At 71.8% G+C, this 16032-nt stretch carries 15 protein-coding genes and 1 pseudogene; 11 read left to right on the top strand and 5 right to left on the bottom strand.

The window, feature by feature from the left end:
* The 3 genes and pseudogenes from VAB18032_RS27855 to VAB18032_RS27845 form a co-directional block, all read right to left on the bottom strand.
* Positions 1–3132 (bottom strand): annotated as a pseudogene (locus VAB18032_RS27855) (ATP-binding protein); the annotation flags it as partial.
* Positions 3133–3385: 253 nt separating this feature from the next.
* A complete protein-coding gene (locus VAB18032_RS27850) occupies positions 3386–3748 on the bottom strand; it encodes a hypothetical protein (RefSeq protein WP_013736278.1) in 363 nt (120 codons plus the stop codon).
* Between the two features lie 13 nt (positions 3749–3761).
* Positions 3762–4079 (bottom strand): hypothetical protein, encoded by a 318-nt coding sequence (locus tag VAB18032_RS27845; RefSeq protein ID WP_013736277.1) that lies wholly within the window; start codon positions 4077–4079, stop codon positions 3762–3764.
* Positions 4080–4421: 342 nt separating this feature from the next.
* Between VAB18032_RS27845 and folP the strand changes: the two genes are divergently transcribed.
* The 7 genes from folP to VAB18032_RS27810 all read left to right on the top strand — a co-directional run bounded on the left by folP (position 4422) and on the right by VAB18032_RS27810 (position 9103).
* Positions 4422–5324: a dihydropteroate synthase gene (gene folP / locus VAB18032_RS27840; protein WP_013736276.1), complete on the top strand. Its 903-nt coding sequence runs from the start codon at positions 4422–4424 to the stop codon at positions 5322–5324.
* Positions 5321–5680 carry a dihydroneopterin aldolase gene (folB, locus tag VAB18032_RS27835; protein WP_043725941.1) on the top strand — a complete coding sequence of 120 codons (360 nt, stop codon included), beginning with the start codon at positions 5321–5323 and terminating at the stop codon, positions 5678–5680. The genes folP and folB overlap by 4 nt, the downstream gene beginning before the upstream one ends.
* A complete protein-coding gene (gene folK, locus VAB18032_RS27830; RefSeq protein ID WP_013736274.1) occupies positions 5677–6204 on the top strand; it encodes a 2-amino-4-hydroxy-6-hydroxymethyldihydropteridine diphosphokinase in 528 nt (175 codons plus the stop codon). The genes folB and folK overlap by 4 nt, the downstream gene beginning before the upstream one ends.
* A 106-nt stretch (positions 6205–6310) precedes the next feature.
* Positions 6311–6796 (top strand): DUF3180 domain-containing protein, encoded by a 486-nt coding sequence (locus VAB18032_RS27825; RefSeq protein ID WP_415878023.1) that lies wholly within the window; start codon positions 6311–6313, stop codon positions 6794–6796.
* A 131-nt stretch (positions 6797–6927) separates the two neighbouring features.
* Positions 6928–8148: a hypothetical protein gene (locus tag VAB18032_RS27820; protein WP_043725938.1), complete on the top strand. Its 1221-nt coding sequence runs from the start codon at positions 6928–6930 to the stop codon at positions 8146–8148.
* A gap of 59 nt (positions 8149–8207) precedes the next feature.
* On the top strand, positions 8208–8513 hold the full coding sequence (locus VAB18032_RS27815; RefSeq protein ID WP_013736271.1) for a hypothetical protein: 306 nt from the start codon (positions 8208–8210) through the stop codon (positions 8511–8513).
* A 98-nt stretch (positions 8514–8611) separates the two neighbouring features.
* A complete protein-coding gene (locus VAB18032_RS27810) occupies positions 8612–9103 on the top strand; it encodes a hypothetical protein (protein WP_013736270.1) in 492 nt (163 codons plus the stop codon).
* 53 nt (positions 9104–9156) lie between these two features.
* On the opposite strand, the gene VAB18032_RS27805 is transcribed toward VAB18032_RS27810, so the two are convergent.
* On the bottom strand, positions 9157–10152 hold the full coding sequence (locus tag VAB18032_RS27805; protein ID WP_013736269.1) for an ABC transporter ATP-binding protein: 996 nt from the start codon (positions 10150–10152) through the stop codon (positions 9157–9159).
* A 2-nt stretch (positions 10153–10154) separates the two neighbouring features.
* On the opposite strand from VAB18032_RS27805, the gene VAB18032_RS27800 reads away from it, so the two are divergent.
* The 4 genes from VAB18032_RS27800 to VAB18032_RS27785 all read left to right on the top strand — a co-directional run bounded on the left by VAB18032_RS27800 (position 10155) and on the right by VAB18032_RS27785 (position 14821).
* Positions 10155–10841 carry an ABC transporter permease gene (locus VAB18032_RS27800; RefSeq protein WP_013736268.1) on the top strand — a complete coding sequence of 229 codons (687 nt, stop codon included), beginning with the start codon at positions 10155–10157 and terminating at the stop codon, positions 10839–10841.
* A gap of 37 nt (positions 10842–10878) precedes the next feature.
* The gene (locus VAB18032_RS27795) at positions 10879–11601 is read left to right on the top strand and encodes an ABC transporter permease (protein WP_013736267.1); all 723 of its coding nucleotides are present in this window, start codon (positions 10879–10881) and stop codon (positions 11599–11601) included.
* 371 nt (positions 11602–11972) lie between these two features.
* Positions 11973–12974 (top strand): glycine betaine ABC transporter substrate-binding protein, encoded by a 1002-nt coding sequence (locus tag VAB18032_RS27790; RefSeq protein WP_043722165.1) that lies wholly within the window; start codon positions 11973–11975, stop codon positions 12972–12974.
* 146 nt (positions 12975–13120) lie between these two features.
* On the top strand, positions 13121–14821 hold the full coding sequence (locus VAB18032_RS27785; protein ID WP_013736265.1) for a hypothetical protein: 1701 nt from the start codon (positions 13121–13123) through the stop codon (positions 14819–14821).
* Positions 14822–14849: 28 nt separating this feature from the next.
* Here VAB18032_RS27785 and VAB18032_RS27780 read toward each other — a convergent pair whose 3' ends face one another.
* Positions 14850–16031 (bottom strand): NADH-quinone oxidoreductase subunit D, encoded by a 1182-nt coding sequence (locus VAB18032_RS27780; RefSeq protein WP_193386279.1) that lies wholly within the window; start codon positions 16029–16031, stop codon positions 14850–14852.
* Position 16032 lies beyond the last annotated feature (1 nt).

Genomic DNA, 16032 nt, shown 5'->3' with positions numbered 1-16032 from the left:
TCATGCCTCCAGGTCAGGCAGCACGGTCGGCAGCACCCCGGCGGCGGCAGCGATGGCGGCGGGGGTGGTGTCGAGGTGCTCCAAGAGTCCATCCACGTAGGAGACGTCGACTCGGACCTTCTGCACCCGGCCGTCGACGTCGCGCATCACGAATTCGCGGAAGCCGAGCCGGTGGGAGGAGGTCGCGTCGGCGGTGGAGAGCGAGGCGAGGGTCGCCTCGTAACCGTCGTCGACCGGGACCCGCAACAGGCGCAGCGCCTCCGAGGCGATCTCGGCGTCCTCGGCGATCCGGCCGACGAAGACGGTGGAGACCAGGTTCTGGACGTCGAGGCCGAGGATGTCGCGAGGGTTCTGGGAGGCGACAAGCGCGGCGAGGTTCCACTTGCGGGAGTCGCGGGCGAGCCGGACGAGGAAGGAGCGGCCGGACCGCCAGCCCTCCATGAAGTGGGCCTCGTCCAGGCCCACCAGCTTGCGGGACGCCATCGAGCCGCCGTAGCAGCGGCGGACCGCCAGCCGGTGCGCGGTGTGCAGCATCGGCAGGGCCAGCGCCTCCTCGGCCGACCAGTACTCCCGCTCGATCTTGAGGTCGGGCAGCCGCAGGCCGGCCATGGTGATCACGGTGAGCGCTGCGTCCGCGCCGAGCAGGCCCTCCGGCGGCCGGCCGAAGAAGAGCATGGCCAGCGGCATCTCGGCGGTGTCCAGCAGCAGGTTGGCCAGTTCCCGGCCGGCGTCGTCGTCGAGCTGCGCGAGGCAGGTGACCACGTCGTCCAGGGTGGAGGTCTCCTCGGCCGGCACCTGGCGTACGGCGTGCCGGAACAGGGTCGCGGTGGACGCCTCGCGGGCCACCTGCGGCGGTACCAGCATCATGCAGATGTCCTGCACCAGCATCCGGCGTTCGGCCCGGGCGTTGGAGACCGCGATCTCGAACTCGCGGTCCCCGGCGGGGCCGGCACCGAATTCGCTGCGCAGCGGCGTCGGGATCAGCGAGTACGGTGCCAGGGTGCCGTGCTCGGAGCCGGTCAGGTTGAGCACCCGCGAGTACGGCCGCAGCTCCGGCATCGCGCAGAGGCGGGCCAGCGGGCCGGACGGGTCGAGCAGGGTCACCTGCACGCCGCGCCGGGCCGCCAGGTAGCCAAGCGCGCCGAGCAGTGTCGACTTGCCACCACCCGGCTCGGCCACGAAGACCGCGAGGCCGGAGCGTTCCCGTACCTCCATCGGGAAGTGCAGGTCGAGGAAGACCGGCCGACGGCAGGTGCCGGCGGTTCGTCCGATCAGGTCGCCGCGGCGGTCGCCGACCGTCGACGCGGCCTGCGGCAGCGCCGCCGCCAGCAGGTGCACCGGCATTCGCCGCACGTAGCCGGTGTTGGCGATGGGCTCGCCGGGGATGAACTCCCGGGCCAGCCAGTCCTGGTTCTTCGGGTGCTGCAGGGAGATGCGCAGTTCCCGGGAGTAGAGCTGGATCAACCGGCGGGCCCGCTCCAGGCACTCCTCCCGGGTACGCCCACCCACCGCGATCCGGTGCCAACCGTGCGCCCGAGCGGAGTCCACCGGCAGGCCGGTGGTCATCTCGTCGCCGATCACCAGTGCCCGCTTGGCCAGCCGCTCCAGCTCCGGCGGTGCGTCGATGCCGTGCTCGGCGTAGTCGAGCTGCTGCGACCGGATCATCCGCAACCGGTGTTCGAGGTTACGGAAGGAGTCACCGGAGCCGAGGATGTCGACCCGGGTGGAGAGCTCCATCGGCCACGGCAGTCGCTCGTGGAAGTGCAGCCAGGGCTCGTGCCGTTCGGGGATCTCCAGCGGCTCCATCCGACCCACCGCGAGCACGGCGACGTGCCGCTCCTCGCCGGTCATCCGGTTGACCAGCTTCACCGTCGAGCCGTACGGGGTGCGGTAGCGCTCCACCTGCTCGGTCAGCGCGAGCAGGTCACCGCGTTCCCAACGCCCGTCGGTGATCGGCGAGAGCGCACCCGGAGGGGCCATGCAGAGCGCCACCGAGCGGTAGAGCAGCCATTCCAGTTCCTGTGCGGTGACCCGCCGGCCCCGCATGCCGAACGCGCCGAGCACCTCGTCGAACTGCTCGACGGTACGGCCCAGCTTGCGCCGTTCGCCCTCGGCGACGCCACGCCCGAAGGTGCGCAGCAATCGTTCGGTGAGCGAGTCGCCGAGCGAGCGACGGGCGAAGGTGACGCCGAGGTAGGTCTGGCCCTCGGCATGGTTGACCGAGAGCAGGTGCCGTTGGGCGGCCACCAGATGGTCGGCCCAGCTCGGCGTGCCGGGCACGTCGGGCAGCGGGGAGTGGGTGTGGGCGTCGATGGTGCGGGCCCACTCGTCGGCCGGGAAGGGGCGGGTGGTGCGGCGCAGGTGCAGTCGGAACCCGGCCAGGCCGGCGTACTGCTCGGAGATCGCCGAGAGCAGCGCCTCGCGTTCCGCGTCCGGGCGGAAGGCCCAGCGCACCTCGGGCAGCCAGTACCAGGCGGTGACGGTGTTCGGGGTGAAGGTCAGGTGGCCGGCGATCTCGGTGATCGCCAGCTCCACCGCCGGATCACGGTCGCCGAACTTGATCTTCGGGGCGCGGACCCGGACCGGCTTGGTCGGTCGGTCCCGACGGTCGGCCGAGCGCTGCCGGGGTGGGCTGGCGACGCGGGTGGCCGGTGCGCCGGCTCGGCGGCTGGGCGCGGCGTCCCCCGGTGGACCGTCGTGCGGACGGTCGTCGGCGGGGGGACGGGCGCTCGGCAACCGGTCGCTGGTGGTGGTGGCGGTGGTGACGGGCGGCGGAGTCGGCGCGGGGGGCACGATCGCCGGGCCGGCCACCGGGCGAGGGGTGTCGGCGGGGCGCTCCGGCGCGGCGATCGGCGTCGGCGGGACGGGTGGTGCGGGTAGCGGGGCCGGCGCCGGTCGGCGGGTCGCCGGAGCCGGTGCGGCGGGGGTCGCCTGCTGCGGCAGGGCCCGGGCCGGCTGGCCGCTGCCGCGCAGCGCGGACCCGGGCCGGGCGTAGGTGCCACCGAAGAGGTCGAGGAACGGCGAGTCGATGTCGGCGCTGTCGCGGGTGGCGGGTACGACCGGCGAGGGCTCGGCCGGTGCCGACCGGCGCTGCGGCGGGCGGGGTGCCTGGAAGACTCCCACGCTGCCGTGCCCCGGGGTGGCGGCCAGCGCCGGATCGAGCGAGGCGTCCTCGGGATCTGCGGATTGTGGGTAGTCGAACGATCGCGCACGGTTACCGTGCGGTGCGGCCGAACGCCCGGCCGGGGACCCCGGCGTGGAGGAGCGGCTCATGCGATCGCCCTGCCCGTGTTCGCAGTGGTCACCCGATGGCGGCGAGGCGGCTGCGGATCCGCTTCGCTTGTCGCCGGCAAACCCTCCGACGGCCGGTACGGCGTGCAGCCGGTCATGCCAGTTCCTCCCGGATCCTGATCCCGCTTCCGACCAGACGCGGGTCGCGCTGCTCGGCGGCCGGCTCCCGGGTGCGTCGCCAGTCGGTCAGCGCGGTGCGGATCACCATGCGCGCCGGCCGGTCCGGATCGACGTACCGGAAGACGAACGAGGTGGTCACGATGGCGAGGGCGATCTCCCATGCGGGGAAGAGCTCGACCTGCAACGTGAACAGCCAGTGGATGAACATGTAGAGGGGAACGAGCAGCATGAAGAGCCCGTACTGGGCGTAGGGCAGGTGGACCGGGAGGGTGTAGCCGGGCGGCCCGAGATAGACCAGGCGGGCCCGGTAGATGTCGTCGTCGGTGCGCAGCCGCATCTCGTGCCCGCGCCTATTCGAAGATCAGGTTGATCAGGAAGTCGCCGATGAAGAAGAGAGTGGCGGCTCCGGCGATGAATGCCAGTCCGACGATCGCGATGGCGGAGCTGGTCAGCACCTTCGAAATCTCGCCTCGGCTGGCTCGGCCGATGAAGATGACGCCAAGCACGGCGAGCAGGATCGGCGCGATCTTGCTGGCGAAGAAGGTGACGACGCCCTCGGTGTTGATTCCCTTCGGCTCCTCGGCCGCGAGTGGAATCGACGATGCCAGGGCGGTGAGCAGGTGGGCGGCGTTGCTCGACGCCGATTCCATCAGCTCGATGGCGATCACTGGAACCTCCCCAAGTCGCGGCCGGCGGCGCCGCGGTGGTGCAGTAGGCAAGCCTTGCGGGATCGGTGCTTACTGTGCGCAGCGGCCGAGACCCTGCGTGCGTAGCTCGCCACGGTAGGTGGCGATTTTTGGGCGGATTACCCCGCTTTGGCCCTCCCTCCAAGCGTCGCCATCTCGATGCTGGGCAATTCCACAGCGTACGGGCCGCCCCCCTTTGCGACAAGCCGCGAAGAGTCTGCCCGATACGACCCGGACGACCGATCGTACACACGTTTCAATTCGCATGTCAGCGCCCTGACCCGGGTCGATCACGGCGGTCTCGACGACCGGTACCGTCTAGTCGTGACCGATCTGGTGCGGGCCCCGGCCCCGGTGGTGATGGGCGTCCTGAACGTCACGCCCGATTCGTTCTCCGACGGCGGACGCTACGCCGACGTCGGGGCCGCTGTCGCACACGGCGTCCGGCTGCGTGACGAGGGTGCGGGGTTGGTTGATGTCGGTGGCGAGTCGACCCGGCCCGGTGCCGAGCGCGTCGACCCCGAGACCGAGGTGGCCCGCGTGGTGCCGGTCATCCGGGAGTTGGCCGGCGCCGGCGTGCCGGTCAGCATCGACACCACCCGTGCCCGGGTCGCCGCGGCGGCCCTCGCGGCCGGTGCGGTGGTGGTCAACGACGTCTCCGGTGGGCTCGCCGATCCCGACATGGCCCGGGTCGTCGCCGACGCCGGCTGTCCGTGGGTGCTGATGCACTGGCGAGGTCACTCCCGGCGGATGACCGAACTGGCCGCCTACGACGACGTGGTCGCCGACGTACGCGCCGAACTCGGCCAGCGGGTGGAGGCCGCGCTCGCCGCCGGGGTGGCCGCCGATCGCATCGTGATCGATCCGGGGCTCGGGTTCGCCAAGACGGCCGCCCACAACTGGCAGCTCAGCGCCCGGCTGCCCGAGTTGCTGGAACTCGGCTATCCGCTGCTGTTCGGCGCGAGCCGCAAGTCGTACCTCGGTCTGCTGCTGGCCGGACCCGACGGCGTACCCCGACCCACCGGCGGTCGCGGGTCGGCCACCGTCGCCACCAGCCTGCTGGCGGTCGCCGCCGGCGCCTGGGGGGTACGCGTGCACGATGTGCGCGCCACTGTGGACGCCCTGGCCGTCTGGCAGGCGACCGGTCGTCCACGATTGGCCCCGGCAGCCGGCACCGCGCTGGCGGGCGCGGGTTCCACCGGCGATCCGCAGGGGGTATGGCGATGACGGACCGGATCGAGCTGACCGGGCTGCGGGCCCACGGGCGGCACGGGGTGTACGACTTCGAACGCGTCGCCGGGCAGGAGTTCGTGGTCGACGCGGTCCTGGAACTGGATCTCGCGCCGGCCGCCCGCTCCGACGAGGTGAGCGACACCGTGCACTACGGCGAACTCGCCGAGCGGCTGGTCGCGGTGATCACCGGGGAGCCGGTCAACCTGATCGAGACCCTCGCCGACCGGTTGATCACGATCTGCCTGGCCGACCCGCGGGTCAACGCCGCGACGATCACCGTGCGCAAACCCGAGGCGCCGATCCCGCACGCCTTCACCGACGTGGCCGTCACGATGCGTCGGGCCCGATGAGCCGGGCCCTCCTCTCCCTGGGCAGCAACCTGGGGGACCGCATGGCGCATCTGCGTACCGCCGTGACGGTGCTCGGCGAGCACGTGCTGATGGCGTCCGGGGTGTACGAGACCCCGCCGTGGGGCGACACCGACCAGCCGGCGTACCTGAACGCCGTGCTGCTGGTGGCCGACCCGGAGGCCGGCCCGTACGACTGGTTGACCCGGGCGCGGGCCGCCGAACAGGCGGCCGAGCGGGTACGCGACCCGAACCGTCGGTTCGGCCCGCGCACACTCGACGTCGACGTGATCGCGGTCTGGGCCGACGACGGCGAGCCGGTGCTCAGTGCCGATCCGGAGCTGACCCTGCCGCACCCCCGGGCGCATCTGCGCGCCTTCGTGCTGCGGCCGTGGATCGACATTCAGCCGTACGGTGAGCTGCCCGGACACGGCTGGTTGACCGATCTGCTGACCTCCGGGCCGGCGGCGGCCGAGGTCGCGGAACTGCGTCCCCGACCGGATCTGGCGTTAGAGTCGACCACATGAGCGAGCGGCAGCGAGCGAGTGATCAACGCGGTGCCGTGGCGCGTCGTGACGGCACGCCGCGCAGGTGGCCGGCATGACCCAGACCCCACCGCCCGACGGGTCGCGGATGCGCCCCACGCGCATCTCCACCCTGGTGGTCGCCGCCCTGGCCGCTGCGGCGGTCGCCTGGCTGCTGATCAGCAGCATCTACTACGACCGGCTGCCACCGCTGCCGTGGCTGCCGGTGGTCACCCTGGCCGGGCTGGCCGTGCTGGAGGCGTACGCCGCGATCAACACCCGGGGGCGGATCGAACGGCGACCGGGCCGCGAACCGGTCAACCCGCTGATGGTCGCCCGGTTCGTCGTCCTCGCCAAGGCCTCCGCCCTGGTGGGGGCGATCTTCGCCGGCTTCTACGCCGGGCTGGCCGGTTGGCTGCTGGTCCAGTCGACGCGGGCTGCGGAGCAGGACCGGCCGGCCGGCATCGCCGGCCTGGTGGCCTCGGTCGCCCTGGTGGCGGCGGCGCTCTGGCTGGAGCGGTCCTGCCGGGTTCCGGAACGGCCGGACGACGACCATGAGCCCGACGATTGGGAGCCGCAGCCGGGTCGCCGCTAGACCCACCTTCCGCACAGGGGTTACGTCCGGCTGCGCTCGCGGGTACGGTGCCTGCGACCGCAGGGCAAGCGGTCACCACCAATATGCCCTTTCGTCGAAGCAGTCCGGGCGGCCGCTGGAAGGCAGGCATGATGGCGTACGACGAACCAGGCCGCAGTGGGCAGGCAGAGTCGACTCCGGTCGGATCCACCGTCGGCACGGACACCGTCGCCGACGACCGTCAGAACGGTGAGCCGGGCGGGGACCGCTTCGGGGTCTACGTGCTCTGGGAGACGCTCCTGCTGCTCGGCTTCGCTGCCCTGGTCTACCTGCTCTGGCTGGAGAACCCGACGGCGCTGCGCGGCAGCGGGCTGCGTGCCCTCATCGTCGACGTGGTCGCCCTCGGTCTGCTGGCGTTGGCTGCCGGGCTGACCCTGCGCACCGCGGCGGTGAACCTCGCGATCGGGCCGGTGGCGGTCGCCGCCGGGTTGAACTTCGCCGAGCAGAGCGACCGGGGCCTGCTCATCGCCGTGGGCACCCCCGCTGCGGTGGCCGCGGTCGGTGGCCTGGTGCTGGGGCTGGTGGTCGTGCTGCTGCACGTCCCCGGCTGGGCCGCGAGCCTGGGCGCGGCGGCCGGCGTGGTCGTCTACATCGAGCAGCGTGCCGCTCCGGTGCTGGTCCAGGGGGACTACGACCCGCGCGACATCGCCGGGCAGCTCTTCGTGGGTTTCGCCGCGCTCACCGTGATCGGTGGGCTGTTCGGTGCGATCGGGCCGATCCGCCGGCTGGTGGGCCGGTTCCGTCCGGTCGCTGACCCGGCCCGACGGCGAGGGGTGGCGGCCGCCGTCGTCACCACCGGCGGGTACGTCTGCTCCACCGTGCTGGCGATGCTCGCGGGCGCCCTGCTCGCGTCGAAGGACGACGCGGTCATCCCGGGGGACGGGCTGGACTGGACCGTGCTGGCCGTCGGTGCGGTGCTGCTGGCCGGCACCAGCGCCTTCGGTCTGCGGGGTGGCGTCTTCGGCACGTTGCTGACGGTCGGCGCGGTCGGCCTGTTCCTCGCCTACGCGCAGGCACGCGGCTGGACGGTGAGCCGGTGGGTCGTCGGCGGGGCGGCGCTGGCGGCCGGACTGGCGGTGACCCGGTTGGTCGAGCGGTACGGCCGACCTGTCGTCGGACCGCCCCGCCCGGTGTCTCCGCCGGCGGCCGGGGAGCCCACGGGAGGTGCCGGCGGCTGGGCGATGTCCCAGCCGGAGCCGGTCGGCGACTGGCCGCCCGTCCTGCCGGCACAGTCGACGGGCGACCCGACCGATCCGTGGGGCCCGCGCCGCTGGGAGACCAACTCGCCGATCTGGCAGGCCGACGACCGGTGAACGATGTTCTCGCGCGTCGTCGGCGAGCCGGATGTGATCTCGGCAGTTAGGCTCGGCGCATGACCGACACATCATCGAGCTCCGGCGGCCGGTCGTTCGAGGCGTTGGACGCGCTCAGCACCGAGGAACTGCGTGAGCAGGCGTTCGCGGTGGCTCGGGAGCGCCGGGACGTGAAGTTCTTCTGGTCGGTGCTCCGGCATCTGCCGAACGCCGACGAGGCTGCCGCGCTCGACGGTGCCCCGAACTCGGTGGGGCCGACGGTCGACGAGGCGGTGGCGCTGTGGCGGGAGATGACCGGTCACGGCTACGAGGAGTCCGCGCCGTTGCTGCGCGCCGCCTTCATCGACTATCTGTTGAAGCACTGACCGGGGGCTGCTGACCGCGACATCCGCTTGTCCCGGCATACCGTCACAAAACGCGCCCTCGCGTTTGTTCATGTCGATCCGCTGGGAACTAGCGGGCCATGGCTCTCACCAACCGATACAAGTCCGCACCTGGAGCCGGCACCCTCGCCGCGCTCCTGCTGGTCCTGGTCTTCGGCAGCCCCTGGTACGCCGACTGGGCCGCAGACAACACCGATCCCGACAGCGCCGGCGGGTGGTTCCTCAGACTGCTCGCCTGGCCCGCCTGGCGGTTCGACTCGTCCGACTCCATTCAGGAGATCATCGCGGCGGACCTGAAGGCGATCCTCCTGGTCGTCCTGACCTTCGTCTTCCTCTACCTGCTTCCGGGTTCCCAGCTGGCCCGCGCCCGGGGCACGCTCAGCCAGTTCTTTGCCGGCTGGGCCGCGTACGTCTTCGCAGCGGCCCTGGCGGCCCTGCTCACCGCATTGATCCGGACCAACCCCTCGCTGCTCGGCGCGTTGCAGGCCGCCGGCGACGGTGCGGAGTACGGGCTGTTCACCGGCTGGATCATCGGCATCGCCACGCTGGGCGGTTGGCGGGGACGTCGTTGACGCCGTGGCCGGCCCCGTGACCTGTTCAGGTGGCCGGCCCGGTGCCAGTCACATCAGCCGGTCGGCTCCGCGAGCGCCAGGACACGTTCCCGGCTGAGCAGACCGACCGGCTGGCCCTGCTCGGTCACCACGGCCTGTCCACCGGCCGAGGTGAGCAGCACGGCCAGCGCGTCGTACGCCGAGCCGCCCAGTGCCACCGCCGGCAGGTCCGCCACACCGTCGCTGGGCAGCGGCGCGAGCACCTCCCGGGTGACCGGGGTGACCACCAGCCGGCGGATGCCCCGATCGGCGCCGACGAACTCGCGGACGAACGGGGTGGCGGGCGCGCCGAGCAGCGTCGCCGGGGTGTCGTACTGCTCCAGCCGACCCCCCTCGGAGAGCACCGCGATCCGGTCACCGAGCCGGACGGCCTCGTCCAGGTCGTGGGTCACCAGGACGATGGTCTTGCGCACCTCGGCCTGCAGGCGCAGGAACTCCTCCTGCAGCCGGGTACGCACGATCGGGTCGACGGCGGAGAACGGCTCGTCCATCAGCAGGACCACCGGGTCGGCGGCGAGCGCTCGAGCCACGCCGACCCGCTGTCGCTGACCACCGGAGAGCTCGTGCGGGTAGCGCCGGCCGAACTGCGTCGGGTCCAGCCCGACCAACTCCAGCAACTCGTCGACCCGCCGCCGGGCACGGTCCTTGGACCAGCCGAGCAGCCGGGGCACGGTGGCCACGTTCGCCGCCACCGTCTGGTGGGGGAAGAGCCCGACGTTCTGGATCACGTAACCGATCTGTCGACGCAGCCGCACCGGATCGGTCCGGGTGACGTCGGCGTCGCCGAGCATGATCCGCCCGCTGGTCGGCTCGATCAGCCGGTTGATCATCCGCAGCACTGTCGACTTGCCGCAACCCGACGGCCCGATCAGGACCACCAGCTCACCCGCGTCGACGTGCAGACTGAGGTCGCGGACCGCCTCGGTGCCGTCCGGATAACGCTTTCCGATGCCGTCGAGAGTGATCGACGCCGCGCGCTGGCCGTCGTCGGCGACCGGGGTACCGTCCACGTATGTCCTTCCGCCTGAGCTACCGGGCCGACCCGGGTAACCCGTGGTTCTCCTGGCAGTACGTGCGGGACAACTCTGACACGGTACTGGCCGCCCTGCGGGACCACACCACCCTTACCCTGCGCGCGGTGCTGATCGCCACGCTGATCGCCGTCCCGCTGGCCGTGGTGGCGTACTGGTTCCGACCGCTCACCGGGCCGATTGTCGCACTCACCGGGGTGCTCTACACCGTCCCGTCGTTGGCCCTGTTCGCGTTCGTCGCGCCCTATCTGGGCATCGGCGTCGCGACGGTGCTCAGCGTGGTGGTGCTGTACGCGCTGCTGGTGATCGTCCGCAACACCGTGGCCGGGCTCAACCAGGTGCCGGCGGAGGTGCGGGAGGCCGCCGAGGGCATGGGGTACGGCCGTTGGGGTCGCCTGCTACGGGTCGAACTGCCGCTGGCCCTGCCCGGCATCCTCACCGGCCTGCGGCTGGCCACGGTCTCCACGGTCGCCCTGATCACCGTGGGCGTGGTGATCGGGCGGGGCGGGCTCGGGCAGATCATCTTCGCCGGTTTCAACAACAACTTCTACAAGGCCCAGATCATGACCGGGACGCTGCTCTGCGTACTGCTGGCCCTGGTGCTCGATCTGCTCCTGGTGGGCGTCGGCCGGCTGCTCACCCCGTGGCTGCGCGGGCGGGTCGGATGAGGGTCGCCAGCCCGGCGGGCGTGATGCGGAGGTGCCGATGAATCCCGTACAGCAGGCGGTGGTCTGGCTCAACGACCCGCTGAACTGGACGAACCCGGGTGGCGTCCTGGACCGGCTCGGCGAGCACGTCACCATCTCGGCCGCTGCGGTGCTGCTGGGCTGCCTGGTGGCCTGGCCGCTGGGGCTGTGGCTGGGCCATGCCGGCCGGGGCGGCGGGCTGGTCGTGCTCGTCTCCAACGTGACCCTGGCGGTGCCCACCCTGGCCCTGCTCACCATCCTCCCGTTGACCTTCCTCGGCTTCGGTCGACCGGCCGTGGTCGTCGCCCTGGCGGTGTTCGCGGTGCCACCGCTGCTGGCCAACGCCTACACCGGCGTCCGGCAGGTCGATCCGCAGACCCGGGAGGCGGCCCGGGGCATGGGGATGACCGGGCCGCAGGTGCTGCGCCAGGTGGAGTTGCCGCTGGCGATCCCGTACCTGGCGGCCGGGTTCCGGACCGCCGCGGTCCAGGTGGTCGCCACGGCCGCCCTGGCGACCTTCGTCAACGGTGGGGGCCTTGGCGAGATCATCCGGCTCGGATTCGGTCTGAGCATCGCGGTGGGCGGCGGCCAGATCCTCGCCGGTGGCCTGCTGGTCGCCGGGCTCGCGGTCAGCGCGGAGCTGATCTTCGGGCTCGTCGAGCGGCTGGTCACCCCACGTCCGCTGCGCCGCGCCCGGCGCCGCGCCGCACGTCGCGCCGCCGACGCGGTCACCGGCGGCTGACCTGATCTCCCGCACTGCGGGCCTGATCTCCGACTGACCGCCGCCGCGCCTCGGTGGTTCCGCCATGGTGGTGACGGGCGCCACGATGCAAGGTCGTAGTTGCGGCGGAATGGCGGTCACCGGGGTGCCTGGTAACCACCATTCCGCCGCAACGGTGTCAAGCAAGGACGGGACGCCGGGCGCCGCCGGCGGATGGTGACGTTCCGGTGACGAACGCGGCGCAGAAGTTGTCGGTGGCGCTCGGCAGGATGTTGGGTGGATCAGCGGGCGGCCGGAAGGCGGGATCGGCGGGATGATCCGCCGCAAGATCGCCGCCCGTCGGACACGCGGCCGGCCCGAACGGGCCGCGCCGGGACACGGAAGGCGGGTCCATGCGCGCAGGTAGAAGACTGTCCATCGCCGTTGTCGGCGCCGTCGCGGCGGCAGGCGTGCTGGCGGGCTGCGGCGAGGCAGGTTCGTCCGGCACCGAGGCGCCACAGCAGTCCGCCTCGGGCGAAGGCTGCGCCCCGGTCGCCGGGGAGCAGTTGATCGCGCTGACGGACGACAAAGCCCTGCAGAACGCTGACAACATCATCCCGGCGATCAACACCAAGGTCGCCACCCCGCAGCTCGTCGCGGCGCTCGACAAGGTCTCGGCGGTGCTCGACACCCCGAAGCTGGTGCAGCTCAACAAGGCGGTCGACGTGGACCGCAAGAGCGCACAGGCGGCGGCGCAGGAGTTCAGCGCCGCCAACGGGCTCGCCGACGGGGTGGAGAAGGGCTCGGGCGGGAAGATCACGGTCGGCGCGGGCAATTTCACCGAAAGCGAGATCATCGCCGAGCTTTACAAGATCCAGCTGACTGCGGCCGGTTACCAGGTGACCGTGCAGCAGATCGGCAACCGGGAGCTGTACGAGCCGGCGCTGGAGAAGGGTGAGATCCAGGTCGTCCCGGAGTACGCGGCGACGATGGCCGAGTTCCTCAAGGGCAAGACCGGCGGGGGCAGTGACCCCGTCTCCTCGCCCGACGTGGAGAAGACCGTCACCGCCCTGCGCGGTCTCGGCGAGCAGGTGGGGCTCAGCTTCGGCCAGCCGGCACCGGCGCAGAACCAGAACGCCTTCGCGGTGACCAAGGAGTTCGCCGAGAAGTACGGCGTACGGACGCTGTCCGAGCTGGCCGCGAAGTGCTCGGGTACCGCCACGGTGCTGGGTGGCCCGCCGGAGTGCCAGGAGCGCCCGTTCTGCAAGCCGGGTCTGGAGCAGACCTACGGGCTCTCGGTCGGCTCGTTCTCCTCGCTGGACCAGGGTGGTCCGCTGACCAAGACCGGGTTGCGTAACGGCACGATCAGCGTCGGCCTGGTCTTCTCCACCGACGCGGCGTACGCCACGAGCTGAACCGACACCGCCCCCGGCCGGCCTGGTCGGGGGCGGCCCGTCGTTGCTGCTCACGGGTCGATCAGCGATCGGCGTCGAACTTCGGTAGCGATCCCTGCCACTGGCCCCGTTCCCAGCCAACGCAACTCTCGGTAGGCTCCGGACCCATGCCCGCAACGGTGCCCACCGATCCGCGCAGCAAGCAGTTGCTCACCGCCCTCTTCTGGGGTGGAGTGGCGTTGGCCCCGGTCGCGGCGCTGATTCTGCTGGTCGCCGACGGGAACGGTCCACTGCGGTTCGCCGCGCTGTTGGCCATCCTGGCGGTGGTGCTGATCGGGCTCTCCATCACGCTGCGCGGCGACAACGGTCACGAGCAATACACCGAGGAACTGCGCGAGGAACTCGACGAGCTGCGGCGGGAACTGCGTAGCGAGATCGTGGCGGCCGCGCAGCGGGGCAATCAGGCGTTGGACGAGCTCCAACGGGTCCAGCAGACGCTGGCCGGGTTGCGTCGCACTGCGGACGCTGCCGGTTCCTCAGCCGGTGATGCTGCGCCCGCCAGTGCGGAACCAGTCGGCGGAGGCCGCGCCCGGGTCGCGGCACCGGAACCCCCACCGCCCGCACCCTTCGCGGACCGGCCCACGTCGACCCCTTTCGGAGAGCGACCCGAACCGGCCCCTTTCGGAGACCGACCTGAATCGGCCCCTTTCGGAGACCGGCCCGCGCCAGCACCCTTCGGGGAGCGGCCTGCACCGGCTGGTGTGGGGGAGCGACAGACCCGCCCCGGCGGGGTCTACGGCTCGGCCCAACCGGCAGGCCAGGGCGTCGTCCGCCACACCGAAACGGTGCACGTCACCACCCGGCACACCATTGTGGACGGTGGTGGGATGGGTGAGGTGCCCCGGTATGGCGGCTACGCCGCCCCATGGTCGGCGGGTGAGCGACCACGCGGCGGACCCGGCGTGGACCCTGCCGAACGACACTGGCCCGACGGCGACGAGCGCCCTCGCCGCGATGACGACAGAGCCTGGTCGGGACCGGCCCGCGACGAGCATGCCGCCTGGTCGGAGCCCCGGGACGAGCGTCCCTGGTCCGGGCCTCGTGACGACCGGTCCACCCACCGCGACGACCGCTCCGCACACCAGGACGGCTCCGCTTACCAGGACCGCTCTGCTTACCAGGACCACTCTGCGTATCGGGACGGCCCCGCACGCCACGACGCCTCTGCACACCAGGGCGGCTCGACATTCCAGGACGGCTCCGGGTACCGGGACGAGCGGGACTGGGCAGCCCCGCGCGACGAGCGGGGCTGGGGTGACGGTGGGCAGCAGTGGGCGGCTGCCGCCGAGGTGGCACCTGGACCGTCGCGTCCGGACGACACCGGCGAGTACTGGGCGCAGCTACGTGCCGGGGACCGCTGGGCCGCCGTACGCGACGACGAGCGGGGGCGCGAACTGCGGGTCGGTGAACGCCACGCCGAGGTGAACGCGGACCACACCGGCACCGAGTACCGGATGGCGGACCGCTGGGCCAGCGTGCGCCACGGCGAACCACGTCGTGCCGCCGACGGCGACGAGGGATGGCGGGACGGCCGAGGTGAACCGGAGCGGCGGCCCGGCCTGCCCGCCGGCGGCGTGCCGGTCCCGGACGAGTGGCGTCCTCCACGACAACGCGGACACCAGCCCGAGCCGTCCCGGGCGTACCAGCCCGAACCAGCACGCGGATACCTGGCCGAACCAGCGCGCGGATACCAGCCGGAACCGGCGCACGGCTACCAGCCGGAACCGGAGCCGTACGGCCGGCGGCACGGGGCCGAGGACACCGGCTACGGGCAGCCGGTCCAGGAACCGAACAACCGCTGGCGCTGATCGGATCTCCGCGCCACCGGCCCCCGGATCACTTGTCGATGTCGCCGACCACGAAGAACATCGAGCCGAGGATGGCGATCAGATCCGGCACCAGGCAGCCGGGCAGCAGGGTGGCCAGCGCCTGCACGTTCGCGTACGACGCGGTGCGCAGCTTGAGCCGCCACGGCGTCTTCTCGCCCCGGGACACCAGGTAATAACCGTTGATGCCGAGCGGGTTCTCGGTCCAGGCGTAGGTGTGGCCCTCGGGGGCCTTCAGCACCTTCGGCAGCCGGGTGTTGATCGGCCCGGTCAGCCGGTCGACCCGGTCCAGACACTGCTCGGCCAGATCCAGTGAGGCGTACACCTGGTCGAGCAGCACCTCGAAGCGGGCGTGGCAGTCTCCGGTGGTGCGGGTGACCACCGGCACGTCGAGCTGGTCGTAGGCCAGGTACGGCTCGTCGCGGCGCAGGTCCAGGTCCAGCCCGGAGGCGCGGGCGACCGGGCCGGAGGCACCGAAGGCGGCAGCGTCGGCCGCGGAGAGCACCCCGATGCCGACCGTACGGGCCAGGAAGATCTCGTTGCGCCGGATCAGATTGTCCAGATCGGGCATCCGGCGGCGAACCTCACCGATGGCGGCCCGGGCCCGACCGGTCCACCCGGACGGGACCTCCTCCTTGAGCCCACCGACCCGGTTGAACATGTAGTGGATGCGCCCACCGGAGACCTCCTCCATCACCGCCTGGAGCGTCTCCCGTTCCCGGAAGGCGTAGAACATCGGCGTGATCGCGCCCATCTCCAACGGGTACGAGCCGAGGAACATCAGGTGGTTGAGCACCCGGTTCAACTCGGCCAGCGCCATCCGCAACCAGGTCGCCCGCTCCGGCACCTCCATGCCCATCAGCCGTTCCACGGCCAGCACCACGCCCAGCTCGTTGGCGAACGCCGAGAGCCAGTCGTGCCGGTTGGCCAGCACGATGATCTGCCGGTAGTCGCGTACCTCGAACAGCTTCTCCGCGCCCCGGTGCATGTACCCGACGATCGGCTCGGCGGCGACCACCCGTTCGCCGTCCAGGGTCAGCTTCAGGCGCAGCACACCGTGCGTGGACGGGTGCTGCGGTCCGATGTTGAGCACCATGTCCGTGCCGAGTTGCTCCCCGCCGGTGCCCGCCACCAGCCCGGCGCCGGTACCGACGGTCAGCTCACGCAGGTCGCCCGTGGTCATGCCCGCCATC

Origin of the sequence: Micromonospora maris AB-18-032 (genome assembly GCF_000204155.1) — a bacterium.
Lineage (GTDB): Bacteria > Actinomycetota > Actinomycetes > Mycobacteriales > Micromonosporaceae > Micromonospora > Micromonospora gifhornensis.
The sequence above is the reverse complement of the archived record's forward strand: the minus strand, read 5'-3'. Positions and strand labels throughout refer to the sequence as shown.

Excerpts from the sequence above, each read along its gene's own strand:
- VAB18032_RS27780 (WP_193386279.1), bottom strand. The coding sequence starts at position 16,031 with ATGGCGGGCATGACCACGGGCGACCTGCGTGAGCTGACCGTCGGTACC.
- folK (WP_013736274.1), top strand. The coding sequence starts at position 5,677 with ATGAGCCGGGCCCTCCTCTCCCTGGGCAGCAACCTGGGGGACCGCATG.
- folB (WP_043725941.1), top strand. The coding sequence starts at position 5,321 with ATGACGGACCGGATCGAGCTGACCGGGCTGCGGGCCCACGGGCGGCAC.
- VAB18032_RS27815 (WP_013736271.1), top strand. The coding sequence starts at position 8,208 with ATGACCGACACATCATCGAGCTCCGGCGGCCGGTCGTTCGAGGCGTTG.
- VAB18032_RS27820 (WP_043725938.1), top strand. The coding sequence starts at position 6,928 with ATGGCGTACGACGAACCAGGCCGCAGTGGGCAGGCAGAGTCGACTCCG.
- VAB18032_RS27795 (WP_013736267.1), top strand. The coding sequence starts at position 10,879 with ATGAATCCCGTACAGCAGGCGGTGGTCTGGCTCAACGACCCGCTGAAC.
- VAB18032_RS27810 (WP_013736270.1), top strand. The coding sequence starts at position 8,612 with ATGGCTCTCACCAACCGATACAAGTCCGCACCTGGAGCCGGCACCCTC.
- VAB18032_RS27800 (WP_013736268.1), top strand. The coding sequence starts at position 10,155 with ATGTCCTTCCGCCTGAGCTACCGGGCCGACCCGGGTAACCCGTGGTTC.
- VAB18032_RS27790 (WP_043722165.1), top strand. The coding sequence starts at position 11,973 with ATGCGCGCAGGTAGAAGACTGTCCATCGCCGTTGTCGGCGCCGTCGCG.
- VAB18032_RS27850 (WP_013736278.1), bottom strand. The coding sequence starts at position 3,748 with ATGCGGCTGCGCACCGACGACGACATCTACCGGGCCCGCCTGGTCTAT.
- VAB18032_RS27785 (WP_013736265.1), top strand. The coding sequence starts at position 13,121 with ATGCCCGCAACGGTGCCCACCGATCCGCGCAGCAAGCAGTTGCTCACC.
- VAB18032_RS27825 (WP_415878023.1), top strand. The coding sequence starts at position 6,311 with ATGCGCCCCACGCGCATCTCCACCCTGGTGGTCGCCGCCCTGGCCGCT.